Genomic DNA, 22843 nt, shown 5'->3' on the forward strand with positions numbered 1-22843 from the left:
ATGGAAATGTTATTGCTAGTAGCCTTTCTTCTGTTTTCAGTCGCTATCTTCTTAGCCTTTGGAGTAACTACAAATGATGTAACTGCTCTATTTGAGAAAAAGAAAGAAGACACTTTTAAATCTCAAATGAATGACAAAGAAAATGTTCTTGTTAAATTCGTAAACGATACAAGAGATATGCTGTCAGCCACTGGGCAAACTGGGAAATTCAACTTTGTACTGATACTAACAGTTGTGCTAGTCGTTGTTGGGGCATTTGTTGCAGGTATGTTAGGTAACTTATATCTAGTTCCCGTATTTGCTATTGCTTGTGGTATTCTTCCATTTATCTACATTCGTTTTCAGTTTATCTCATACAACAAGCTCGTGATCGAAGAACTGGTAACAGCAATGTCCAGTGTTACTACTTCTTATGAGCGAACAGAAAATATCCTTATGGCATTTAAGGAAAATACAGAAGATACAAGAGAGCCAATTCGCAGTATCTTTGAGAGTTTTGTGCATGAAATGGAAAACGTCAATCCTAACTATGAAACAGCGATTGAACACATGAAAGGTCGCATTGATAACTCCGTATGGGTGGAATGGTGCGAAGCCTTAAAGCGATGTTCAAGAAACAGAGGTATCAAGTATGTACTATCACCGATTGTAACGAAGTTATCTAAAATCAATGTGGTAACGGGTGAACTACAAAATATTCTTATGGATTGTATCAAAGATTTTTGGATGCTGATTGTAGCTGCACTTGCACTCCTTTATGTGGGTGTGTTCGTGCTACCAAGTGGCTTGATGATTGATATTCCCGAAAATCTAAGTAATATCTTAATCGCCCTTAATTTTGCAGTTGCTTTGATTGTATCTATAAAAGCAACACTCATTACAAGGGAAATCAAATTTGACTTATAGGAGGAACACATGAATATTATTTTAATATTGCTAGGAGCGATTACTCTGTATAGCTTACTGGCTATTTTATTAAAAGTGCCAAGTTTTCAAACAAGCAAGGCATTTAAACAAGATACAGAGAAAAGTGGACTTCTTACGGATCTGATTGATAAGATGACACAGAAACTTGCTCCACACTTAAAGCTAACCATTGTAAAACAGAATAAAGTAGAAAAGCTACTTGCAGTTGCTAGTAGTTCCAAAAGTCCCGAAGAATTTGTTGCACGAAGTTACGTTGTAGCATTACTCCCTTTAGGACTTATTTTTATTCTCGTATTTATCAACCCTTTGTTTTGCGTATTGCCTTTCATTATCTCCCTTTACCTATATAGACGAGAATACAATTTACTAAGTGAAGCAGGAGAAAAAAGACAGCGAAACATTGAAACAGAAACACTCAAATTCGTCATGTACATGGCAAATGCCCTAAAGACAGAGAAAAACATTATGAACTGTATCGAAAGCTACAAGATGAATTTTAACACTCCACTTACAGAAGAACTGACAGTAACAGTTGCTGAAATGAAAATCGGAAACTATGAGAAAGCCTTGAAAAATATGGAAATGCGTAACAATTCTTCTAGTATATCAAGACTTACTCGTGGATTGCTCTCTGCTATGAAAGGTGATGAAATGACCTTGTACTTTGAGAACTTAGGCTATGAACTTTCTAACGAATGGGAGCAAAGTCTAAAAAGGCAAGCATTATTGAAAAAACCACAAATTAATAGGCTAAGTTACATCATGTTCGCAGTATCTATCGTAACAGTATTTGCTATTCTTGCCACAGCGTTGACTTCTTCAACCATGTTGTTTGGAGGGATGTAATATGCGAAAAATACTAAGAAATAATAATGGATTTTCTGAACTGGTTTGCTCCCTTGTAGGGTTAATGGTAATTACTTGTATGCTTGTTATTTCTATCACCTTTATCAAGGTGGTAAATCATCAAGTCGCACTCAACGAATTTGGCAATCAGTACATTTTAACAGTCTGTGATTATGGAACAACCAGTAGCACAGAGGTAGATGACCGCTTTGAACAACTGGAAGAAAGTTTGCTTATTTCTCCCGATGTTTCTTACTCCACCACTTACCTTACTGGCTCGAAAGTACAATACGGAGAACTGATTACAATTACATTAAAGTCAGAAATGGAAATCAATCTATTAGGCTTTGACCGAACATTAGAATTTGAAATCACAAAAACTGGTCGTTCAAAATATTATTGGAAGTAGGTGGACTATGAGAAAACTATTAAAAGATAAACAAGGCTCATCAAGTCTAATCTACACCATAGTCGTTTTAATCTTTCTATGTATTCTAACTCTTGGAATTGTTACTGTCATGCAATTTAGAAGTTTGGCTTTAGAAATACAGCATACAGCAAATGCAAGCCTTGAAGAATATGTCACAGTACAAGCAATGGAAAATATGGACTCTATTAAAAATGGAAATAGCTATTTAGTGACCATAGATGAAAATGAGTTAATCGACTATCTAGCAAATGCGTTGGGTGTGGATGCTGACTTAAAAGGTGAAACAAGTACGGGGCGAAGTTTTGAAATCACGAACTTAGACCTTACCTTTGATACTGTAAATGAAATGGATGTAATGATTGAATTTGATTTAAGTATGCCAGTAGAAGTATCGGGAGTATCTTTTCCACCACTAGAAACGACAATAACCCTTTACTCTGAACTAGCAAGTAAATTTTAAGGAGGGACTATGACAAATGACGTAAAGAAACAATTCATACTTCATATTCCGTACCTTGTACTAGCACTATTCTTTACTAAAGTGTCGCAGGCTTGGAGATATGCAAGTGGTATTGATATAGGACAAAAGATTTTAGGATATATGGACGGATTTAGCCTTGCCTTTCAAAATCCGTTCCCCTCATTTAATCCCACAGACTTAATGGTGGGATTTTTCTTCGCAATCGCTATACGACTGTTTGTTTATATACGAAGTAAAAGTGCGAAGAAATATAGAAAAGGTATGGAGTATGGCTCGGCGAGATTTGGAACACGGAACGATATAAAACCTTATACCGATCCAGTATTTGAAAACAATGTTATTCTCACCCAAACAGAACATTTAACCATGAACAATCGCCCAAAAGATCCAAAAACAGCAAGAAATAAGAATGTACTTATTGTTGGTGGCTCGGGTAGTGGTAAAACAAGATTTTGGCTAAAACCAAACCTTATGCAATGCCACAGCTCCTATGTAGTTACTGATCCAAAAGGTTACAATATATAAGGACAGAGAAAGTCCAATCAAAGACGAAAGGAGGAAAAAACAGTGGCAAAATCAAGCAATATCAAGGTTACAGCATTGTATACTCGTCTATCTCGTGATGATGAACTGCAAGGCGAAAGTAACTCTATTACCAACCAAAAGGCATATTTAGAAGAATTTGCAAAGCAAAACGGATTTAATCGCATAGTCCATTTCAGTGATGATGGTTATTCGGGAGTTGACTTTAACCGACCTGCGTTTAAGCAGATGATTGCAGAGGTCGAGAAAGGCAATGTGGCACAAATAATTTGTAAAGACCTATCTCGTTTCGGAAGAAATTATCTAAAAGTAGGCTTTTACACCGAGATAATGTTCCCTGAAAAAGATGTACGATTTATCGCTATCAACAATGGAGTAGATAGCAGTAAGCAAGAAAGCAATGATTTTACACCTTTTTTGAACATAATGAATGAATGGTACAGCAAGGATACAAGCAACAAGATTAGAGCAGTATTTAAGGCTCGTATGAAAGAGGGCAAGCGTTGTAGTGGTGCTATTCCGTATGGCTTTTATCGTAAGGCAGACGATAAAAATACCCTTTATGTTGATGAAGAAGCTGCAAAGGTGGTAAAACAGATATTTCAGATGATAACAGAGGGATATGGAGTTAATCACATAGCAAGAACATTGAGCGAAAATAAAGTGCTTATTCCATCAGCTTACGCAGAACTGAACCATCCTAGTGATTGCCGAAGTAATAGCTATCAAGACCCTTACAAATGGTCGTCTACTGCTGTCAGCTACATTCTTCAAAAGAGAGAATATATGGGGCATACAGTGTTAGGTAAGACAATTTGTGAGAACTTCAAAACAAAAAAACGCAGAAAAGCCACCGAAGATGAACTAATCATCTTTGAAAATACCCACCCTGCTATTGTGTCAGAAGAAACATGGCACAATGCTCAAAGACTTAAACGCAAAGTTCGTAGAACTGTGAGAAACAAACCACTTTCACACTTGTTATCGGGAGTGCTATATTGTGCAGATTGTGGTGCTAGAATGACATACAGAAGTCCCGAAGCCAATCACAGAAAAGATGGAAAAACATACGACAGCGACAGTGCTTTTGTTTGTGGCGATTACAGAAATTTGCATAGAAATTGCACTATCCATTTTACCAAAAGTTCAGCGATTGAAACTTTAATCAAGACAGCAATTTCAAATGTAAGCACCTATGTTTTAACTGATAAAAAAGAGTTTATAGAGCGAGTAAAACTGTTATCAGATACACACCATGAAGAACAAACCAAGAGTGATAAAAAGGAACTTGCCACAGCCAAAAAGCGAATTGCAGAACTTGATTTGCTTGTGAAGAAACTCTACGAGGGCAATGCCATTGGCAAGATACCAGATAATCATTTTGAAAGGCTACTTGCTGATTATGATGATGAACACCAAGCCTTAACTAATAGAATTGCAGAGATAGAAACAGTTGTAAATGAAATTGCATCGCAGACAGTAAAAACAGATAAGTTCATTGCACTTGTAAAAAAATACAAAGACTTTGATGAACTCACACCCACAATTCTAAATGAATTTATAGAAAAAATTATCGTTCATGAAGCTACTGGTGGACGAACAAGATTAAGACAACAACAGATTGATATTTACTTCAACTTTATTGGTAAATTTGAACTTCCACAAGTGGAACTTAGTGAAGAAGAATTGGTCGCACAAGCTAAAGAGCGAGAAAGAATTGTCAAAGATATTGAAACCAATCGACGAGAAGCGAAGGTGCAAAAAGAACGCAAAAAAGCAAAATTATTAGAAGAAGCAAAACAAAAACTTGATAAAGGAGCATAATCAAATGGAACAAAGTATATTTGAAAAATTAGGTGGTACTTACATCAAAGTTGGCGATTATTATGTGCCGAATTTAGGACAGTTCAATGAAAATAAAAGCGATACAGATGATAGACCTTTAGGTAAATATGGTATGCTTTACGAAACATTTTTGAAAGAACATAGAACACCCCTATATCATCATCTATTATTAAATGGCACACTCCACTCACACTTGCGTGATGTCAATGAGCAATCACAATACTTATTAGATACACTACTACCCCAGTACAAAGAAAAGCAAGGTGTAACAGAAGAACTCAAAGCCACCAATCAGCTTGAATGGGTAGGCAGAGTAAATAATATCATAGCACAGATTGAAGAAATCATTTTTACTGAAATCATCTATCTGTAATAACCAATTAGAGGTCGAGATCTTAACAGATTACGACCTCTTTTTCTATCAAATTTTAATAAAGGAGCTTAAAGAAATGGCAAAAAAATCAGTCATAGAACAAATCAAAGATACCCAAGAAGAAATCAATATTTTACAAGTACAGAAGAAACAGCAGGAACATCAATTAGAGAAACACCAAGCGAGGGAGCGAGAGAAAGAACGCAAAGAACGTACTCGCAAAAAGATTGAACGTGGTGCAATTATAGACAGTATGAACCCACAAATAGCGAGCTTGACTAATCAGCAGTTAAAGGTATTCTTGCAACAAGTATTGCAGAGTGAACGAGCATTACATTTGCTTAGTAAAATGACGGAAACCGAAGATGTGGGATAACTCCCTTGGTTACAAGGGCGCACTTATACACCATTTACAATGGTGCGTGCGTTCTGCGAAGCAATGGGGAGCTACTCTCCCCAAACCCCTAGTGTACTTTACGAAACCGACTACACCTTGCGAGGTGTAGTCATTTTCATAAAGTCTGATAAATCGAAAGGAGCAACTTATGGCTATTTATCATTGTGCAATCAAAGTGATTAGTAGAGGAAAAGGCAAGTCTGCTGTTGCTTCATCTGCATATCGTAGTGGCACTAAAATAACCAATGAATATGATGGAGAAACGCATGACTACACACAAAAAGGTGGTATCTATTCTAGTTGTATTTTACTACCCTCTCATGCCCCTAAAGAGTATGCAGACCGTAGCACTTTATGGAACGCAGTAGAGAAAATTGAAAAGGCAAAAAACAGTCAACTGGCAAGAGAAATTGAAGTATCAATACCGAAAGAAATCCCCTCACATCTATGGCAAAAAATGATGATTGATTATTGCAATGCAAACTTTGTTTCAAAGGGTATGATTGCTGATTTGTCTATTCATAATAAAGACCCTAGCAACCCTCATTGCCATATCATGTTGACTATGCGACCTATAGAACAAGATGGAAAATGGGGAGCAAAATCACGCAAGATTTATGACCTTGACGAGAACGGACAGCGAATAAAACTTGCAAGTGGTAACTGGAAATCCCACAAACAAGACACTACGGATTGGAACGAACAAACCAATGCAGAACTTTGGAGAGCAAACTGGAGTGAACATTGCAATCTCTACCTTGAACAATTAGGATACAGAGAACGTATCGACCACCGAAGTTATGAAAGACAAGGTGTTGACCAAATCCCATCTATCCATCTAGGAGTACAGGCAAGCCAAATGGAGCAAAAAGGAATTGTTACTGAAAGAGGAAATATCAACCGACAAATTGCAGAGGATAACAAGGAAAGTAAGATAATTAGGGCGAGAATTTCAAGGCTTATGAAGTGGCAACGAGAATTAAAAGCCAAGCCTTTAGACCTTGAAAAAGCAAACGTAAGAGCTTCTGTTATGGATAAATTACAAGCCAATAATGTTGTGGTAAAAAATCAATATCAAATCCTTAAAGACCTTAAATCCAATGTGAGTGTATGGAACTTTATGCAGACACATAATATTCAAACAATGCAAGATTTTGCAAGTAAAATCAGCGAGCTAAACTCTAGCTTTTATGCCATCAAACGAGAGCAGGCAGGCATTAAAAAGAAGATAGAAAGCCTTGATAAACGATTAGAACTTTGGAGTGAATATCAAAAGTTAAGTCCTACTATAAAGCAGAACAATTCCCTAAAAGGCAAGGAAAAAGAACAGTTTTATAGCAAGCATAAAACAGAAATTGAACGTGTGCAAGAAATCGCAAATTTATTACAGAAATATGCAAATGCTAAAGGGAAAATTAGTGTATCGGATTGGAGAAAGGAACACAGTTCTTTTATGCAAGATATTTCATTGTGCGAGTGGAAATTGAAAGCATTAAAACAAGAAATCGGTAATGCCGAAAAGGTACAAAAGATACTGGAAGAAGAAAGAACTGGTGCAGATATTCCAAAGCCAACTAAAGAGCGAGTGACGGAAACATCATTGTAGAAGGTGACAGTTTTTGGGTGTTTTATCAATAGACTTTTTGTGCAACGATATGATATAATGATTGAAACAAAGCCACATCGTGAAGATGTGAGATTATTTATATACCCTTTAGTATAGCTGTTTGCTTTTAGCATACAGCTATTTTTAAAATATTCAAAAATACTTGTAACAAAACCTAATTAAGTGTCACTCATTATATGAAAGGAGGTAAAAGATGAAAATTGATTCTATATATGAACGATATAAAAAAGATGTATACTATTTTTTATATCATTTGTCACACAACAAAGATATTTCAGAAGATTTAACTTCAGAAGTGTTTTTGCAGGCAATTAAATCTTTACCCACTTTCAAGGGTGATTCTACTATCAAGACATGGTTATTTGGTATTGCAAGGCTTAAATGGTTTGAATTTGTCAGAAAAGAACAACGAATAAAAAGTCTAAATGAAAAATTAGCCTTTTATATAAATGAGATTGATTTTTTCTGTGAAGATACTATTTCAGATAAACAAACAATAGATAGAATATTGGAATTACTTAACATAGAAACAGAAAAATCAAGGCGAGTTGTTTTGATGCGTGTTGAAGGATTTTCCTTTTATGAAATTGCAAATGAACTTTCTGTTTCGGAAAATTCAGCAAGAGTTATTGATTTTAGGACGAAGAAAAAAATAAAGCATATTTTGACGAAGGAGGGTTATATCGATGAATAAAATTTCGTGTGATATTTGCATGGATTTAATGCCACTTGTTAAAGATGAAGTTGCAAGTGATGACAGCAAAAAAGTAGTATATGAACATATGAAGTTTTGCGAAGACTGTAAAAACGTATACGGTGTAGAAGTGGTTTTTGAAGATAGTGACAAGAAAATCTTAAAAGATATCAAGAAAAATTTAACACATATATGTCTTATAATAATAGGACTAGGTATGCTTTTTGGAATTAGTTTATCAGCAAACCAATTTATGTTTTACAACATCTTGATTATGCCAGCAATTGGTGGAATTAGTTATTTTTCACTTAAAAAGAAATCGATTTATGTGTGTACGGCAGTATTTATTACAGTATATTTAAGATGGTTATATGATAGTTTTGGTTATGCCTTAAATGGAAACCTTGTGCAAGCGTTCATACCGCCATTATGGTGGGCATTAATATACACTGGATTAACTTTGTTCGGTATTTTAGTAGCAATGTTACTGCATTTTGGATTTAAGAAGGAGAAAAAAGATGAAAAAGATAACTGAAATTATTGCAATTGTTGTTGCAGTTTTACTAATATTAGGACTATTATTTGTGGCAAATGGTTTTGTTGGAAATCCAGTTTCGAAATATTTAGTCGACAGAAATTCTGTAAGATATATAGAAGCACAGTATTCAGACTTAGACCTTGTAAAAGAAATCGGATTTGATTTTAAAAGCACCAGATATTATGTAAAACTAAAAAGCGAAACAATAGAAGATTTACATTTTACACTGTACTATGGTATGAACGGCAAACTTGGTAGAGATTTATATGAAAACAACATTACAAATGGCTGGAATGTTTTACACCGATTAAATGAAGATTATAGAGATGAAACAGATCTTATCTTTGAGCAACTTGAAACTAATCCACTATTCAAAGAAACTGACAGTTTTTATACATCAGCTTATTTAATGAGCAGCATCGAAATTGAGGATAGATTAGTGGGTTTTGAAGATGTATCGGGTGGAATTGATGGTACTACACTTGAACTTGATAAAGATTATGATATAGCACAGATGGGAGCGATAGGTGGCTTAATTGACATAGACCTTAGATTTACTGACGGTGACGAAAGTTTTGAAAAAGGTGCAGAGGTTATAAGAGAGTTGAAACGTATTTTTGATGAAGCTGGTATAGGCTTTTATTATATAAGTTTTGGAATGATTAATGCCGAAGGCAATCTTGCATATAGAGTAGATTACTTGCCATATTCACAAATTGATGATGAAAATTTAGCTGATATACTTAAAACAATGGACGAAACAAACCCAATAGATTATGATAAATAAAATGAGCATTTTGTTCAAGGGTAAGTAACAACAAATGATATAGGAGGTGAGCTACTAGGTGCAAGATAAGAAGTGGCTTTTATGTCCTATGTGCCAAAACAAAACAAGGATACAACTTCGAGAAGATACGGAACTCAAAAACTTCCCACTATTCTGTCCGAAGTGTAAGCAAGAAACTTTAATTGATGTACTAAAGTACAAGATTATCGCAAAAATTAAATAGGCATTAAAAGACGGATCATATACATGGTTCGTCTTTTTTTATGCCCAAATGAAAGGAGAAAGTTATGCTGAAGAACTACAAAAGTTTTGATTTATTAGAAGAATATTTAAGCTATCTCACTGTTATTAAAGGTCGCTCAATCAATACGGTTATAGAGTATCGCACAGATGTGTTGATGTTCTTTGAGTTTCTTTGTAACAAGCGAAATATTGTGCGAGAAAAGTATGATTTAAGCATGATAGATAGTGCATTTATAGGGAGTGTTACTCTCAATGATATGTATGCGTTTATCTCTCATTGCCAAACAGAAAACAAGGCGAGTGCAGGCACTAGGGCAAGAAAAATTGTATCTATCCGTCAGTTTTGGAAGTATCTAAAAAACAAGGCTCGTGTCATTGATAATAATGTCGCAGAGGACTTAGAAACACCTAAAATTCCTAAACGTATACCAAAATATTTAACTCTTGAAGAAAGTGTAAGGTTGCTCATTGCCAGTGAATTTTCTGCAAGAAATCATTGTATCATCACGATATTTCTTAATTGTGCATTAAGGCTATCAGAACTAACAAGCCTTGATGTTGGGCAAGTATCATCAGACACTTTGCAAGTTATCGGCAAGGGAAATAAAGAACGCAAGATATTTCTAACCAGTGCTACCAAAAAGGCTCTTGAAAATTGGTTAAAAGAGCGAGAACAAATACCTACTTCCACTACTGCACTATTTATCACTAAGCAAGGAAATAGAATGACAGGGCGAAGTGTTCAAGATGTTGTTAAAAGGTGCATTAAACTTGCAAATTTAGAACACAAAAATATATCCGTACACAAATTAAGACACACAGCAGCCACCTTGATGTATCAGTATGGCAAGGTAGATATTCGCTCACTACAACAGATTTTAGGACACGAAAGTATCGCCACTACTGAAATCTATACGCATATTGACGAGAGCCAATTAAGAACTGCTGTAAACTCTAATCCTCTATCAGGAATGTATGGCAATGTGATGAAAGGATAATACCAATGGCAGACAATAGAAAATATTACTACCTCAAGCTAAAAGAAAGTTATTTTGATGATGATAGTATTATCTTGCTTGAGAGTATGCAAGATGGAATACTCTATTCATATATCCTCTTGAAACTGTATTTAAAGTCGCTTAAACACGATGGCAAGCTACAACTAGATGAACATATCCCCTACAATGCTCAAATGATAGCAACGATTACAAGACAACAAGTAGGCACTATCGAACGAGCATTGCAGATATATGAGAAATTAGGACTTGTGGAAATTCTTGAAGATAGCACAGTTTACATGAGTAACATCGAGCTTTTTATTGGAAAATCTTCCACAGAGGGAGAACGAAAAAGACGTGCTAGAAACGGAAATATTAAGCAAAAACAGTTAGGTGGACAAATGTCCACCCCTATCTTGGACATTTGTCCACCAGAGATAGAGAGAGAGAAAGAGATAGAGATAGAGATAGAGAGAGAGTTAGAAAAGGGACATCACACACAGTTTTATGGAAAATATCAAAATATTTCATTAACAGATGAAGAACTGGAGCAATTAAAACAAGAACTACCCTCACTCTTTGAAAGCTATATTGAAAAATTAAGCGAATATATGGCAAGCACTGGTAAGACCTACAATAGCCATGTAGCCACTATACGCAGATGGGCAAAGGAAGATGTATCTAAGAATACAAAAGGCTCACAGCGAGCTAATAAGGGCGAAGTACGCAATTATGACTACAAGGGTAATAACAGCCTGTAAACGAAAGGAATATTGAACATGAAAAACTATATTAATAACATAGCAGACAGCATTGAACAGCGAAATTCAGAGCCTAGCGACTATCTAAACGAAACAGACAACCTCATGTATTGTGGTAAATGTAACACTCCAAAGCAAAAAAGATTGGATAAGCCATTTTTTGACGGAAGAAACATTGTACCCATTCCTTGTGCGTGTCGCTCTAAGGAAATTGAAGAAGAACGCAGACAAGAAGAACTTAGAAAGCATTTTCAACTGGTGGAAAGACTTAGAGAACAAGGTATCCGAGATAAGAAGATGTTGCAGTGGATTTTCAACAATGACACAAGTGATGGCAAGCAGATTGATATTGCAAAGCGATATGTAGAAAACTTTGATAAGATAAAAGCTGAAAATGCAGGATTACTACTATGGGGAAATGTTGGTACTGGCAAAAGTTTTGTCGCAGGGTGCATTGCCAATGCACTGATCGACAAAGAGGTTTCGGTGCTTATGACAAACTTTGGTATTATTTTAGCTGATATGATGAATTTACAAATTGATAAAAACGAGTATATTGCAAATCTCAATCGTAAGAGCCTACTCATAATTGATGATTTTGGAATGGAAAGAGATACTGCATTTGCCCTAGAACAGATTTACAACGTCATAGACAGCCGATACACAGCTTCTAAGCCTTTAATCGTGACAACTAACCTAACACTATCAGAAATCGAAAATACAGCCATTCAGACCGATTATAGACGCATATATGACCGAGTGCTAGAGATGTGTGTGCCTATCTTCTTTGAGGGCGAGAGCAAACGCAAGGACAGAGCAAAGGAAAAATTGAATAAACTGAAAGAAATCTTAGGCTAATGGCTTTTATTGACTACAAAATCAGTAAGAGCCATTTTTTTATGCCCAAATTTAGAAAGGAGCAGACTATATGACAGAACAAACAGTAAAACCAGTGACCACTTCTCCCCCACAAGGTACATTTACTCACAAGATAGGCAATACCACTTATGTTGTAGGTGTTCATTTTAGCAAAACCAGTAAAGAAACTATTGATGATAAAATTGAACGCTTAATCATTCAAGATTTAGAAAAACAAAGATACTTGTAATTCGGTCTTGACAAAACGCACCCTAAAGGGAGTATCGTGATTGAGTGTGGGAAACTCTTACAACGCAAAGGATACAAAATTAAAATACTGAATACGATTAACTTCAAAAAATCAATGCACTATAACCCTTTTGCCTATATCCGAAGTGAAAAAGATATTTTAAAGTTGGTAACTACTTTAATGAAAAATACGCAAGGAGAACAAAAAGGTGGTGATGAATTTTGGACAAAAGCTGAAACACTACTGTACACAGCTTTAATCGGTTATATTTGGTACGAAGCTCCAAAAGAAGAACAAAACTTCAATACCTTGATTGAATTTATCAACGCAAGTGAAGTTCGTGAAGATGATGAAGATTTTAAAAATCCAGTAGATTTGATGTTTGATAAGCTCGAAGAAAAATCATCACAACACTTTGCTGTAAGGCAATACAAAAAATATAAACTTGCAGCAGGGGATATAAACTGTAATAGTAATCTTAATCAATTACAAACAAGAATAGCCACGATAATGGCAGAAAGGAAGTGCTATTTATGGACGATTTTAGAGAATGGTTACGCAAAGAGTGTACTTGTTGGTATCTTCTATCCCAAGAAGAACAAGACCAGTACTTCTCTCGTTGGTATGACGAAGTGCGTAACAGAAAGGAGAACACATCTTGAAAACGCAAATTACTGCACTGTATGAGCGACTATCTCGTGATGATGAACAGCAAGGCGAAAGTAATTCTATCTCCAATCAAAAGCAAATGCTAGAAGATTATGCTTTAAAGAATGGTTTTGATAACATTCGTCACTTTACAGATGATGGCTTTAGTGGTACTCGTTTTGATAGACCTGCTTTTTTAGATTTGCTAGAAGAAATTGAGCAAGGCAATGTTAAGACTGTCTGCCTAAAAGATATGAGCCGAATTGGTCGTGATTATCTGCAAGTTGGGCAGTATATGGAGCTGTTACGACAACGTGGTGTAAGGCTTATTGCCATCAATGACAATGTAGATAGCTTCAAGGGTGAGGACGATTTTACCCCCTTTAGAAACGTAATGAATGAGTTTTATGCAAGGGACACAAGCCGAAAAATTCGCTCTGTATTCCAAGCAAAAGGCAAAAGTGGTAAAAGGGTATCAAGTGCTATTCCCTATGGATATTTAAAAGACCCAAATGACAAGCATAAAATCATTATTGATGAAGTCGCTGCACCGATAGTAATGCGAATATTTCAAATGACTTTAGAGGGAAAGGGTCCATATCAGATTACAAAGATACTAGAGAATGAGTGTGTTCCAATACCTGCCTATCATCATCAAAAGTTAGGGATTGGCTTATGGAAAACACGAGAAATTCAATATCCTTATCGGTGGACAAGTTCCACAATCGCCAATATATTAAAACGTCAAGAATACTTAGGGCATACAGTGAATTTCAGAACACGCAAGCATTTCAAGGATAAAAAGAGTCATTATGTAGACGAGCAACACTGGTTAATCTTTGAGAATACCCACGAGCCGATTATTGACCAAATCACTTATGAAAATGTGCAAAGAATACGCAGTAATGTCAAGAGATACCCTAACGGATGGGGCGAGGTAAATCCATTTACTGGACTACTCTATTGTGCTGATTGTGGTGCAAAACTTCATGGGCATAGGAATTGCAATAACAAGCCAGTTACATACTATGTATGTGCAAGTTATGGCAAACTTCCAGTAGGTACTTATTGTGCAAGTGGACATCGTATCAAAGAAGAAAACTTATTTGAATTGCTTAGAGAAACACTCAAAGGCATCAAGAAAACCATTGATGATGATACAGCAACTTTTACTCTTGAAGTGCAAGAACGACTTGCAAATAAGCAGAATAAAGATGTTAAGGAGCAACAAAAAAGGCTTGCTATATGTAACAAACGATTAAGCGAATTGGAGCTACTTATTTCTCGTATTTATGAGGATAATATTTTTGGAAGATTGAATGATAAGAGGTATTACACCCTTAACAATCAATACGAAAAAGAGCAACAAGAACTGGAAGAAGAAATCAAGCAATTAAGCGAGGTGGTATCTGCATTTGAAAGTGGTAAAAATGGAGCGAAACAGTTTGTTGATTTAATGGCAAAATATGATACTTTTGATGAACTCAATATTAAAATGATAAATGAGTTTGTAGAAAAAATCATTGTGCATGAACGTGACCGAAAAGGTAGACAAGACACCACTCAAAGCATTGATATTTATTTCAATTTCATAGGACAGTTTGAATTAGAGTCAAAGCCTATGACAGATGAAGAACTTGCAGAACAAAAGAAAATAGAAGAACGTAAAGACCGACTTCATCGCAATTATTTAAGGCGAAAAGAAAACGGAAGTCAAAAGGCTTGGGAAGAAAAATACAAAGCAAAAAAACTTGCAAGAAAATCAGAACTTCAAGAGGAACTGCCACCTAAAGCAGGCATACCATTTGAAGAATACAAAGAAAGCATTCAAGATGAACAATTAGAAAGTAGGTACAATTATGTGTGATGTAGTATTAAAGGCAATATTTAATGGCGATATTCTCCCCTGGGAACAAAAAATTTCACGTTCTCCAATCTATAAAGAATTGAGTAAGAAAATCGAAAAAGAGCGAGAGTTTTTTATGCGTGATATGAGCAAAGAGGAAAAAAATCGCTTTGATGATTACCATTGCTTGTTAATGGAACGCAATAGCGAAGAATTTAATAATTGTATGTTCCAAAACTTTATGCTTGGTATCTCTGTAGGAATGGAAGTCATAGAGGGAAAGCAAAAGATAATTGAAGATTATGGAGTATGACAATGAGAGGTCGAGATCTTAACAGATTACGACCTCTTTTTCTATCAAATTTTAATAAAGGAGCTTAAAGAAATGGCAAAAAAATCAGTCATAGAACAAATCAAAGATACCCAAGAAGAAATCAATATTTTACAAGTGCAGAAGAAACAGCAGGAACATCAATTAGAGAAACACCAAGCGAGGGAACGAGAAAAAGAACGCAAAGAACGTACTCGCAAAAAGATTGAACGTGGTGCAATTATAGACAGTATGAACCCACAAATAGCGAGCTTGACTAATCAGCAGTTAAAGGTATTCTTGCAACAAGTATTGCAGAGTGAACGAGCATTACATTTGCTTAGTAAAATGACGGAAACCGAAAATGTGGGATAACTCCCTTGGTTACAAGGGCGCACTTATACACCATTTACAATGGTGCGTGCGTTCTGCGATGCAATGGGGAGCTACTCTCCCCAAACCCCTAGTGTACTTTACGAAACCGACTACACCTTGCGAGGTGTAGTCATTTTCATAAAGTCTGATAAATCGAAAGGAGCAACTTATGGCTATTTATCATTGTGCAATCAAAGTGATTAGTAGAGGAAAAGGCAAGTCTGCTGTTGCTTCATCTGCATATCGTAGTGGCTCTAAAATAACCAATGAATATGATGGAGAAACGCATGACTACACGCACAAAGGTGGTATTTATTCCAGTTGTATTTTACTACCCTCTCATGCCCCTGAAGAGTATACAGACCATAGCACTTTATGGAACGCAGTAGAGAAAATTGAAAAGGCAAAAAACAGTCAACTGGCAAGAGAAATTGAAGTATCAATACCGAAAGAAATCCCCTCACATCTATGGAAAAAAATGATGATTGATTATTGCAATGCTAACTTTGTTTCAAAGGGTATGATTGCTGATTTGTCTATTCATAACAAAGACCCTAGCAACCCTCATTGCCATATCATGTTGACTATGCGACTTATAGAACAAGATGGAAAATGGGGAGCAAAATCACGCAAGATTTATGACCTTGACGAGAACGGACAGCGAATAAAACTTGCAAGTGGTAACTGGAAATCCCATAAACAAGATACTACTGATTGGAACGAACAAACCAATGCAGAACTTTGGAGAGCAAACTGGAGTGAACATTGCAATCTCTACCTTGAACAATTAGGATACAGAGAACGTATCGACCACCGAAGTTATGAAAGACAAGGTGTTGACCAAATCCCATCTATCCATCTAGGAGTACAGGCAAGCCAAATGGAGCAAAAAGGAATTGTTACTGAAAGAGGAAATATCAACCGACAAATTGCAGAGGATAACAAGGAAAGTAAGATAATTAGGGCGAGAATTTCAAGGCTTATGAAGTGGCAACGAGAATTAAAAGCCAAGCCTTTAGACCTTGAAAAAGCAGACGTAAGAGCTTCTGTTATGGATAAATTACAAGCCAATAATGTTGTGGTAAAAAATCAATATCAAAGCCTTAAAGACCTTAAATCCAATGTGAGTGTATGGAACTTTATGCAGACACATAACATTCAAACAATGCAAGATTTTGCAAGTAAAATCAGCGAGCTAAACTCTAGTTTTTATACCATCAAACGAGAGCAGGCAGGTATTAAAAAGAAGATAGAAAACCTTGATAAACGATTAGAACTTTGGAGTGAATATCAAAAGTTAAGTCCTACTATAAAGCAGTACAATTCCCTAAAAGGCAAGGCAAAAGAACAGTTTTATAGCAAGCATAGAACAGAAATTGAACGTGTGCAAGAAATCGCAAATTCATTGCAGAAATATGCAAATACTAAAGGAAAAATTAGTGTATCAGATTGGAGAAAGGAACACAGTTCTCTTATGCAAGATATTTCTTTGTGCGAGTGGAAATTGAAAGCATTAAAACAAGAAATCGGTAATGCCGAAAAGGTGCAAAAGATACTAGAAGAAGAAAGAACTGGTGCAGATGTTCCAAAGCCAACTAAAGAGCGAGTGACGGAAACATCATTGTAGAAGTTGACAGCTTTTGGGTGTTTTATCAATAGACTTTTCGTGCAAAGGTATGGTATAATTTTTACGAGTTAAAGATTATTTTCATAATTTCTTGGCTTATAGAATTTACTAAAGAATGTACAGAATTTATATAATAGAAATGAGGTGTTAAAATATGATGTATGTTGTCATAAGTATTATTTTAGGTTTAGGAGCTTGGTTATTACCATTAATAAATTTAATACAACAAAAGTATGATGAAAAATTCAACGGAATAAATGGATACTTGTCAATTGTTAGTTTTACTCTATGTTTAATGTCTATCTACTTCCAAATTCTACTAATGAAAAGTTATGGAGATGAATGGATTTTGGTTATAGACGCATTAGGTGCATTAACTTTTGCAATGCCAGTTTTAATAGTCATAACAATTATTTTGAATTTATTAATAATAAAAAAATGCAATAAACGATAACTTGTATATTTATTATGAGTAGTAAGTTATCCGAGCTTTCTAGATAAACAAAGAGAGTACTTCGTTTTTTGAAGCACTCTCTAAATTTGTCTCAACCTAAATGAAAGGTTGGATAACTGTCATTGAACTTAACCGCCGGAAATAGCCGATACACTATGGGGAAAGCAATTATCTTCTCCATGCTATTTTACGGATAAGCAGTATTATAAATCAGAAAAATGAGTGAGAAACCTATCTTTTTATACTGATTTTTAGTAAAATGGGCATAGCAAAGCTAACCTGACCTTAAATCAGATTTTATAAAAAGATGGGGATCTTTCGAATATTCAGTTTAGGCAGTAAGTGGAGGAGCTAATCCCATACGGATTATTCCATCATATCCACAGCTTTTGCAAACAGTAGGTTTTCTACCAAGGAGTTTGATTAATAATTCCTCTGTAGAGAGCCTTTTGCTTTCTGTAAATGTATTTGTCATCGCTTTACAAAGTGGCAGTTTTAATTGTTTTCCACGACTAGAGAGAAATCCAAAATGTCGTATCTTCATGAATCCTTGTGGCAGGATATGCATTAAGAATCTACGGATAAATTCAATCGCAGTAAGTGTCATTTCCTTCCACCTGTTACAATCAGAATAATCTCGCCATTTAAACGTAACATTTCCTCCTTTAAGTTTTAGGATTCTGTTATTTGAGATAGCAATTCGATGTGTGTACCTACCGAGATATTCCACTACACATGCTGCTGTTTTAAAAGGTGGCTTACAGTAAACAATCCATTCTTTGTTATAACAAATATTCAATATATCCTTTGAAATATCGGGCTTCAATTCTTTTAGTAATGCAAGATATTTACCACGAAACTTACGTGATAGAACTTTTACAGGTAAGAAAAACTTTTTCTTGGAGTTAATCCAAAAGCCTTGTTTGGATAGACCACCAGCTGGAATAATACAGTGTAAATGCGGATGGAAAGAAAGATTTTGTCCCCATGTATGAAGCACTCCAGTAAAACCAATATCAGCACCAAGATATTCACTATCTCTAGTGAGTTCTCTTAATGTTTCTTTTACACATCGAAATAATAGGTTGTAGCAATCACGTTGATTAGCATATATAGTAGTATTTAATTCAGCAGGAACTGTAAATACCACATGAAAATATCCAACATTTAGTAAATCCATTTTTCTAGCATCAATCCATTTTTCCTTGGATAACGTTTGACATTTGGGACAATGTCTGTTGCGACAAGAATTATAGGATTGACTGACTTCGCCACAACTAGGACACACATCCATATGTCCACCAAGTTTTGCAGTACGACAATCAGAAATAGCATGAATTGCTTTATACTGAACATTGGATGGATGATGGGAGATTAAATAGTCTTGCATATGAGCAAGAAAGATATCTTGTATTTCCATTATTTATTACCTTTGGACTTTCTTTTGGTTTCTTTCTCCATAAGTTTGTCTAAAGGGCTTTTAGTTTTCATAACATCGGTCATTGAAATTCTCAGATATCGCATGGTAGTCCAAAGAGTGGCATGACCAAGGATTTTCTGTATGTAGAATACATTAACACCGTCTTCCATAAGATGGGTAGCATAGCTATGACGAAGTGTATGTACCGTTCCATAAGTAGGAATTCTACCTCTTATATGGTATCGTTTAAAAGCATCTTGAATAGCACGTTCAGAAATAGGTGCATCACCACAGCCATTAATACCATTTAAGAATAAATATCCATCTGGATGTTTCGGTTTATATTCAAGATAGTAGGTACATAAATCATCGTAGGCAAATTTAGAAAGAGGAACCCAACGATCTCGCTGCCCTTTACCTTGATAAACGAATAATCGCATCTGCTGTTTATCAATATCTTTAATACGGAGATGACGAACTTCAGATAATCTTAAACCACATCCATAAGTTAGAGAAAAAATAGCTTTGTAGCGTGTACTGTCATCGATTGCTTCTAAAAACCATAAAACTTCTTGTCGTGTAAACGCAACAGGCACTTTAATAGGATCTTTCTTGCGAGGTAATCTTCGATAACAAAGTGTTTGTTCTAGTGTTACTTCAAAGAAAAATCGTAAAGCACTATTGTATACATTCATAGTCGAGGGTTGAATATTCGCTTCCTTGTCTAAATATTCAAGATAAATACGAAAATCATTTTCACAAAGTTCTTCAATAGGTTTATTGAAGTGTTGTAGGAATTTTCGTGCTTTTGTTTGATATTCTAACATGGTATGAGGGCTCATTCCTCTTAATTGAATATCAGTTTCCAGTTTCTTCAATGCTTCTTCATGTGTCATAATAAAAATCTCCTTTAAATTTGTATTTGTAGTTTTGCTACATTTACATTTTAAAGGAGAACGTGTAGAATGAGAAGAAAAGAGCCACCGCGTAGGCGGTTTAGTTCTATGAGCATAATATTTATGCATCGTAAAAAAGAAGTACGAATAAAATTTATATACTGGAAAGAGGTTATCATGAAAAATAACGAACATAAATATTTGAGCTATGGGATAAGTTTCGGTATGTTAGCTGGAGCAACTTTAGGATTAACTATCGGTATCTTTGGATTAGCTATTGGTGCAGGCATAGGTATGTTGTTAGGCATTGTCATTGGAACTACTATTGACCATAGTAAGAATAAAAAAGATAATGACGATAAATAATTTCACCGTCTATTATGAGCATTGAACGGTATAAGGGATTGCTTACCCTTTTAAGTAGGCTAAGAAACATAACCTCGAAGTAACAATTTATTAGAGGTTGAGTAAATTTTATATAATGAATGGAGGACATTTTTCATGGAGGATAAGAAAAAACGGATAATAGCACTTGTGTTTATAGGGTTAGCTTTTGTAAGTTGTGGTATGTTTCCGTTCGTGAACTTAACTAAAGAGAATCCAATAAGAATGGAAATTATTCAATGGGTGATAGTTGTTAATTCTATTGCATTTTATTATTATTTTGGTAAGCTTGAAGCAAAGGTGTTTTCTCAAAAGTCTATTATATTTGTAGCTTCGTTTAATTCAACAGCTACCTTTGTTGGGCTTGGAAGCCGATTTTTATTAGAATTTGGAGAAGTATCTAACGTTTATAATTTTACACTTCCAAATATTGTTTTACAGTTATGTGTTTCAATAACGCTAACTTGTGGAACATGGTTCTTTTATAAACGAGTTGCTGAAAAAGAATAAGAATCACTATGTTACTATTATGAGCATAATAGAAACGACCACAAATAAGAGATTATAAACAAAATAACGCTAATTAGTACGCAGAGGACGGATCAAAGATGATTCGTCCTTTTCGTATGTAAAAAACGAAAGGACAAAACCAATGGCAGACAATAGAAAATATTACTACCTCAAGCTAAAAGAAAGTTATTTTGATGATGATAGTATTATCTTACTTGAGAGTATGCAAGATGGAATACTCTATTCATATATCCTCTTGAAACTGTATTTAAAGTCGCTTAAACACGATGGCAAGCTACAACTAGATGACCATATCCCCTACAATGCTCAAATGATAGCAACGATTACAAGACAACAAGTAGGAACTATCGAACGAGCATTGCAGATATATGAGAAATTAGGACTTGTAGAAATTCTTGAAGATAGCACATTTTACATGAGTAACATCGAGCTTTTTATTGGAAAATCTTCCACAGAGGGAGAACGAAAAAGACGTGCTAGAAACGGAAATATTAAGCAAAAACAGTTAGGTGGACAAATGTCCACCCCTATCTTGGACAAATGTCCACCAGAGATAGAGAGAGAGAAAGAGATAGAGATAGAGTTAGAGAAAGAGAGAGAGTTAGAAAAGGGACATCACACACAGATTTATGGAAAATATCAAAATATTTCATTGACAGATGAAGAACTGGAGCGATTAAAACAAGAACTACCCTCACTCTATCAAAAGTACATTGAGAAGCTAAGCGAATATATGGCAAGTACTGGCAAGACTTACAACAGCCATATTGCCACCATACGCAAATGGGCAAAGGAAGATATGGAAAAGAACGCAAACATCAAGAACGCACCACGCACCTATGAATATGACGAAAATAAGAGCCTATAACGCAAAGGAGTATTGAAAAATGGAGAAATATATTAAAACCGTAGTAAATGGCATAGAAAAGGCAAATAGCGAACCTACGGACTATCTGAATGAGGTTGATAGCCTTATGTATTGTGGTAAATGCCACACACCCAAACAAAAACGATTTGACAAGCCATTTATTGATGGGAAAGATACAGTGCCTATCCCTTGTGAGTGTCGTTCCAAGGAAATTGAAGAAGAACGCAGACAAGAGGATTTAAGAAAACATTATCAGACAGTAGACCGACTTCGTTCGCAAGGTATCAGAGATAAAAAGATATTGGAGTGGATATTTGACAATGATACCACCCAAAGCAAGCAGATTGATATTGCAAAAGGATATGTTGCTAATTTCGAGCATATCAAGGCAAACAATGTTGGTATGCTACTATGGGGAAATATTGGTACTGGTAAAAGTTTTGTCGCTGGGTGCATTGCCAATGCACTGATCGACAAGGAAATATCCGTATGCGTTACGAACTTTGGAACTATCCTTGCTGATATGATGAACTTGAAAATAGATAAAAACGAATATATCCAAAGGTTAAATCGAAACAGCCTACTCATTATTGATGATTTTGGAATGGAACGAGATACCTCATTTGCCTTAGAACAGATTTATAACGTCATAGACAGCCGTTATATCGCTTCTAAGCCCTTAATCGTGACAACTAACCTATCTCTATCAGAAATGCAAGACAAGAGCGTACAGATCGATTACAGACGCATATACGACCGAGTGCTAGAGATGTGCGTGCCTATCTTCTTCGAGGGCGAGAGCAAACGCAAGGACAGAGCAACCGAAAAATTGAATAAACTGAAAGAAATCTTAGGCTAATGGCTTTTATTGACTACAAAATCAGTA

The 22843-nt window shown here is 35.5% G+C and carries 27 protein-coding genes and 2 pseudogenes; 27 read left to right on the forward strand and 2 right to left on the reverse strand.

Annotated features, from left to right (window positions below):
• The 23 genes and pseudogenes from LRR82_RS03575 (at position 1) to LRR82_RS03685 (ending at position 17858) form a co-directional block, all read left to right on the forward strand.
• The gene (locus LRR82_RS03575; protein WP_249030159.1) at positions 1–906 is read left to right on the forward strand and encodes a type II secretion system F family protein; all 906 of its coding nucleotides are present in this window, start codon (positions 1–3) and stop codon (positions 904–906) included.
• Between the two features lie 9 nt (positions 907–915).
• Complete coding sequence (locus tag LRR82_RS03580) at positions 916–1773, forward strand: type II secretion system F family protein (RefSeq protein ID WP_249030160.1); 858 nt, start codon at positions 916–918, stop codon at positions 1771–1773.
• 1 nt (position 1774) lies between these two features.
• Positions 1775–2182, forward strand: coding sequence for a DUF4320 family protein (locus LRR82_RS03585; RefSeq protein ID WP_249030161.1), 408 nt, complete (start codon positions 1775–1777; stop codon positions 2180–2182).
• A gap of 7 nt (positions 2183–2189) precedes the next feature.
• A complete protein-coding gene (locus tag LRR82_RS03590) occupies positions 2190–2663 on the forward strand; it encodes a hypothetical protein (protein WP_249030162.1) in 474 nt (157 codons plus the stop codon).
• Between the two features lie 9 nt (positions 2664–2672).
• Positions 2673–3197: pseudogene (locus LRR82_RS03595) on the forward strand (type IV secretory system conjugative DNA transfer family protein); the annotation flags it as partial.
• A 54-nt stretch (positions 3198–3251) separates the two neighbouring features.
• Positions 3252–5051, forward strand: coding sequence for a recombinase family protein (locus LRR82_RS03600; RefSeq protein WP_249030163.1), 1800 nt, complete (start codon positions 3252–3254; stop codon positions 5049–5051).
• Positions 5052–5055: 4 nt separating this feature from the next.
• The gene (locus tag LRR82_RS03605; RefSeq protein ID WP_249030164.1) at positions 5056–5445 is read left to right on the forward strand and encodes a TnpV protein; all 390 of its coding nucleotides are present in this window, start codon (positions 5056–5058) and stop codon (positions 5443–5445) included.
• Between the two features lie 76 nt (positions 5446–5521).
• The gene (locus LRR82_RS03610) at positions 5522–5821 is read left to right on the forward strand and encodes a hypothetical protein (protein WP_249030165.1); all 300 of its coding nucleotides are present in this window, start codon (positions 5522–5524) and stop codon (positions 5819–5821) included.
• A gap of 169 nt (positions 5822–5990) precedes the next feature.
• Positions 5991–7448, forward strand: coding sequence for a MobQ family relaxase (gene mobQ, locus LRR82_RS03615; protein WP_249030166.1), 1458 nt, complete (start codon positions 5991–5993; stop codon positions 7446–7448).
• Positions 7449–7662: 214 nt separating this feature from the next.
• Positions 7663–8163 (forward strand): RNA polymerase sigma factor, encoded by a 501-nt coding sequence (locus tag LRR82_RS03620; RefSeq protein ID WP_249030167.1) that lies wholly within the window; start codon positions 7663–7665, stop codon positions 8161–8163.
• Positions 8156–8698 carry a zf-HC2 domain-containing protein gene (locus tag LRR82_RS03625; protein ID WP_249030168.1) on the forward strand — a complete coding sequence of 181 codons (543 nt, stop codon included), beginning with the start codon at positions 8156–8158 and terminating at the stop codon, positions 8696–8698. The genes LRR82_RS03620 and LRR82_RS03625 overlap by 8 nt, the downstream gene beginning before the upstream one ends.
• Positions 8682–9488, forward strand: coding sequence for a YfjL-like protein (locus tag LRR82_RS03630; protein WP_249030169.1), 807 nt, complete (start codon positions 8682–8684; stop codon positions 9486–9488). The genes LRR82_RS03625 and LRR82_RS03630 overlap by 17 nt, the downstream gene beginning before the upstream one ends.
• 88 nt (positions 9489–9576) lie before the next feature.
• On the forward strand, positions 9577–9711 hold the full coding sequence (locus LRR82_RS03635) for a cysteine-rich KTR domain-containing protein (RefSeq protein WP_249030575.1): 135 nt from the start codon (positions 9577–9579) through the stop codon (positions 9709–9711).
• 64 nt (positions 9712–9775) lie between these two features.
• Positions 9776–10729 (forward strand): tyrosine recombinase XerC, encoded by a 954-nt coding sequence (locus LRR82_RS03640; RefSeq protein ID WP_249030170.1) that lies wholly within the window; start codon positions 9776–9778, stop codon positions 10727–10729.
• Positions 10730–10734: 5 nt separating this feature from the next.
• Positions 10735–11490 carry a phage replisome organizer N-terminal domain-containing protein gene (locus tag LRR82_RS03645; protein ID WP_249030171.1) on the forward strand — a complete coding sequence of 252 codons (756 nt, stop codon included), beginning with the start codon at positions 10735–10737 and terminating at the stop codon, positions 11488–11490.
• A gap of 18 nt (positions 11491–11508) precedes the next feature.
• Positions 11509–12348: an ATP-binding protein gene (locus LRR82_RS03650; RefSeq protein ID WP_249030172.1), complete on the forward strand. Its 840-nt coding sequence runs from the start codon at positions 11509–11511 to the stop codon at positions 12346–12348.
• Positions 12349–12418: 70 nt separating this feature from the next.
• Positions 12419–12598, forward strand: coding sequence for a transposon-encoded TnpW family protein (locus LRR82_RS03655; RefSeq protein WP_249030173.1), 180 nt, complete (start codon positions 12419–12421; stop codon positions 12596–12598).
• A 15-nt stretch (positions 12599–12613) separates the two neighbouring features.
• Positions 12614–13078: pseudogene (locus LRR82_RS03660) on the forward strand (type IV secretory system conjugative DNA transfer family protein); the annotation flags it as partial.
• Positions 13079–13256: 178 nt separating this feature from the next.
• A complete protein-coding gene (locus LRR82_RS03665; RefSeq protein WP_249030174.1) occupies positions 13257–15113 on the forward strand; it encodes a recombinase family protein in 1857 nt (618 codons plus the stop codon).
• The gene (locus LRR82_RS03670) at positions 15106–15405 is read left to right on the forward strand and encodes a DUF6809 family protein (protein WP_249030175.1); all 300 of its coding nucleotides are present in this window, start codon (positions 15106–15108) and stop codon (positions 15403–15405) included. The genes LRR82_RS03665 and LRR82_RS03670 overlap by 8 nt, the downstream gene beginning before the upstream one ends.
• Before the next feature lie 72 nt (positions 15406–15477).
• A complete protein-coding gene (locus LRR82_RS03675; RefSeq protein WP_249030176.1) occupies positions 15478–15777 on the forward strand; it encodes a hypothetical protein in 300 nt (99 codons plus the stop codon).
• A 169-nt stretch (positions 15778–15946) separates the two neighbouring features.
• Positions 15947–17404: a MobQ family relaxase gene (mobQ, locus tag LRR82_RS03680; RefSeq protein ID WP_249030177.1), complete on the forward strand. Its 1458-nt coding sequence runs from the start codon at positions 15947–15949 to the stop codon at positions 17402–17404.
• A gap of 154 nt (positions 17405–17558) precedes the next feature.
• Positions 17559–17858 (forward strand): hypothetical protein, encoded by a 300-nt coding sequence (locus LRR82_RS03685; RefSeq protein ID WP_249030178.1) that lies wholly within the window; start codon positions 17559–17561, stop codon positions 17856–17858.
• 331 nt (positions 17859–18189) lie between these two features.
• On the opposite strand, the gene LRR82_RS03690 is transcribed toward LRR82_RS03685, so the two are convergent.
• Together LRR82_RS03690 and LRR82_RS03695 are read right to left on the reverse strand one after the other, a co-directional pair.
• Positions 18190–19278 carry an IS91 family transposase gene (locus tag LRR82_RS03690; protein ID WP_249030179.1) on the reverse strand — a complete coding sequence of 363 codons (1089 nt, stop codon included), beginning with the start codon at positions 19276–19278 and terminating at the stop codon, positions 18190–18192.
• Positions 19278–20174 carry a tyrosine-type recombinase/integrase gene (locus LRR82_RS03695; protein ID WP_249030180.1) on the reverse strand — a complete coding sequence of 299 codons (897 nt, stop codon included), beginning with the start codon at positions 20172–20174 and terminating at the stop codon, positions 19278–19280. The genes LRR82_RS03690 and LRR82_RS03695 overlap by 1 nt, the downstream gene beginning before the upstream one ends.
• 69 nt (positions 20175–20243) lie before the next feature.
• Between LRR82_RS03695 and LRR82_RS03700 the strand changes: the two genes are divergently transcribed.
• The 4 genes from LRR82_RS03700 to LRR82_RS03715 all read left to right on the forward strand — a co-directional run bounded on the left by LRR82_RS03700 (position 20244) and on the right by LRR82_RS03715 (position 22816).
• On the forward strand, positions 20244–20540 hold the full coding sequence (locus tag LRR82_RS03700; RefSeq protein WP_249030181.1) for a glycine zipper family protein: 297 nt from the start codon (positions 20244–20246) through the stop codon (positions 20538–20540).
• Between the two features lie 135 nt (positions 20541–20675).
• The gene (locus LRR82_RS03705; protein ID WP_249030182.1) at positions 20676–21068 is read left to right on the forward strand and encodes a hypothetical protein; all 393 of its coding nucleotides are present in this window, start codon (positions 20676–20678) and stop codon (positions 21066–21068) included.
• Between the two features lie 142 nt (positions 21069–21210).
• A complete protein-coding gene (locus tag LRR82_RS03710; RefSeq protein ID WP_249030183.1) occupies positions 21211–21957 on the forward strand; it encodes a phage replisome organizer N-terminal domain-containing protein in 747 nt (248 codons plus the stop codon).
• Between the two features lie 19 nt (positions 21958–21976).
• Positions 21977–22816: an ATP-binding protein gene (locus LRR82_RS03715; RefSeq protein ID WP_249030184.1), complete on the forward strand. Its 840-nt coding sequence runs from the start codon at positions 21977–21979 to the stop codon at positions 22814–22816.
• Positions 22817–22843 lie beyond the last annotated feature (27 nt).

This window comes from Tannockella kyphosi, assembly GCF_021054785.1.
GTDB lineage: Bacteria > Bacillota_I > Bacilli_A > Erysipelotrichales > Coprobacillaceae > Tannockella > Tannockella kyphosi.

What these genes read in the sequence shown, in the direction of transcription:
- LRR82_RS03575 (WP_249030159.1), top strand. Translation starts at nt 1, where the DNA reads ATGGAAATGTTATTGCTAGTAGCCTTTCTTCTGTTTTCAGTCGCTATC.
- LRR82_RS03580 (WP_249030160.1), top strand. Translation starts at nt 916, where the DNA reads ATGAATATTATTTTAATATTGCTAGGAGCGATTACTCTGTATAGCTTA.
- LRR82_RS03585 (WP_249030161.1), top strand. Translation starts at nt 1,775, where the DNA reads ATGCGAAAAATACTAAGAAATAATAATGGATTTTCTGAACTGGTTTGC.
- LRR82_RS03590 (WP_249030162.1), top strand. Translation starts at nt 2,190, where the DNA reads ATGAGAAAACTATTAAAAGATAAACAAGGCTCATCAAGTCTAATCTAC.
- LRR82_RS03605 (WP_249030164.1), top strand. Translation starts at nt 5,056, where the DNA reads ATGGAACAAAGTATATTTGAAAAATTAGGTGGTACTTACATCAAAGTT.
- LRR82_RS03610 (WP_249030165.1), top strand. Translation starts at nt 5,522, where the DNA reads ATGGCAAAAAAATCAGTCATAGAACAAATCAAAGATACCCAAGAAGAA.
- mobQ (WP_249030166.1), top strand. Translation starts at nt 5,991, where the DNA reads ATGGCTATTTATCATTGTGCAATCAAAGTGATTAGTAGAGGAAAAGGC.
- LRR82_RS03620 (WP_249030167.1), top strand. Translation starts at nt 7,663, where the DNA reads ATGAAAATTGATTCTATATATGAACGATATAAAAAAGATGTATACTAT.
- LRR82_RS03625 (WP_249030168.1), top strand. Translation starts at nt 8,156, where the DNA reads ATGAATAAAATTTCGTGTGATATTTGCATGGATTTAATGCCACTTGTT.
- LRR82_RS03630 (WP_249030169.1), top strand. Translation starts at nt 8,682, where the DNA reads ATGAAAAAGATAACTGAAATTATTGCAATTGTTGTTGCAGTTTTACTA.
- LRR82_RS03635 (WP_249030575.1), top strand. Translation starts at nt 9,577, where the DNA reads ATGTGCCAAAACAAAACAAGGATACAACTTCGAGAAGATACGGAACTC.
- LRR82_RS03640 (WP_249030170.1), top strand. Translation starts at nt 9,776, where the DNA reads ATGCTGAAGAACTACAAAAGTTTTGATTTATTAGAAGAATATTTAAGC.
- LRR82_RS03645 (WP_249030171.1), top strand. Translation starts at nt 10,735, where the DNA reads ATGGCAGACAATAGAAAATATTACTACCTCAAGCTAAAAGAAAGTTAT.
- LRR82_RS03650 (WP_249030172.1), top strand. Translation starts at nt 11,509, where the DNA reads ATGAAAAACTATATTAATAACATAGCAGACAGCATTGAACAGCGAAAT.
- LRR82_RS03655 (WP_249030173.1), top strand. Translation starts at nt 12,419, where the DNA reads ATGACAGAACAAACAGTAAAACCAGTGACCACTTCTCCCCCACAAGGT.
- LRR82_RS03670 (WP_249030175.1), top strand. Translation starts at nt 15,106, where the DNA reads ATGTGTGATGTAGTATTAAAGGCAATATTTAATGGCGATATTCTCCCC.
- LRR82_RS03675 (WP_249030176.1), top strand. Translation starts at nt 15,478, where the DNA reads ATGGCAAAAAAATCAGTCATAGAACAAATCAAAGATACCCAAGAAGAA.
- mobQ (WP_249030177.1), top strand. Translation starts at nt 15,947, where the DNA reads ATGGCTATTTATCATTGTGCAATCAAAGTGATTAGTAGAGGAAAAGGC.
- LRR82_RS03685 (WP_249030178.1), top strand. Translation starts at nt 17,559, where the DNA reads ATGATGTATGTTGTCATAAGTATTATTTTAGGTTTAGGAGCTTGGTTA.
- LRR82_RS03690 (WP_249030179.1), bottom strand. Translation starts at nt 19,278, where the DNA reads ATGGAAATACAAGATATCTTTCTTGCTCATATGCAAGACTATTTAATC.
- LRR82_RS03695 (WP_249030180.1), bottom strand. Translation starts at nt 20,174, where the DNA reads ATGACACATGAAGAAGCATTGAAGAAACTGGAAACTGATATTCAATTA.
- LRR82_RS03700 (WP_249030181.1), top strand. Translation starts at nt 20,244, where the DNA reads ATGAGAAGAAAAGAGCCACCGCGTAGGCGGTTTAGTTCTATGAGCATA.
- LRR82_RS03705 (WP_249030182.1), top strand. Translation starts at nt 20,676, where the DNA reads ATGGAGGATAAGAAAAAACGGATAATAGCACTTGTGTTTATAGGGTTA.
- LRR82_RS03710 (WP_249030183.1), top strand. Translation starts at nt 21,211, where the DNA reads ATGGCAGACAATAGAAAATATTACTACCTCAAGCTAAAAGAAAGTTAT.
- LRR82_RS03715 (WP_249030184.1), top strand. Translation starts at nt 21,977, where the DNA reads ATGGAGAAATATATTAAAACCGTAGTAAATGGCATAGAAAAGGCAAAT.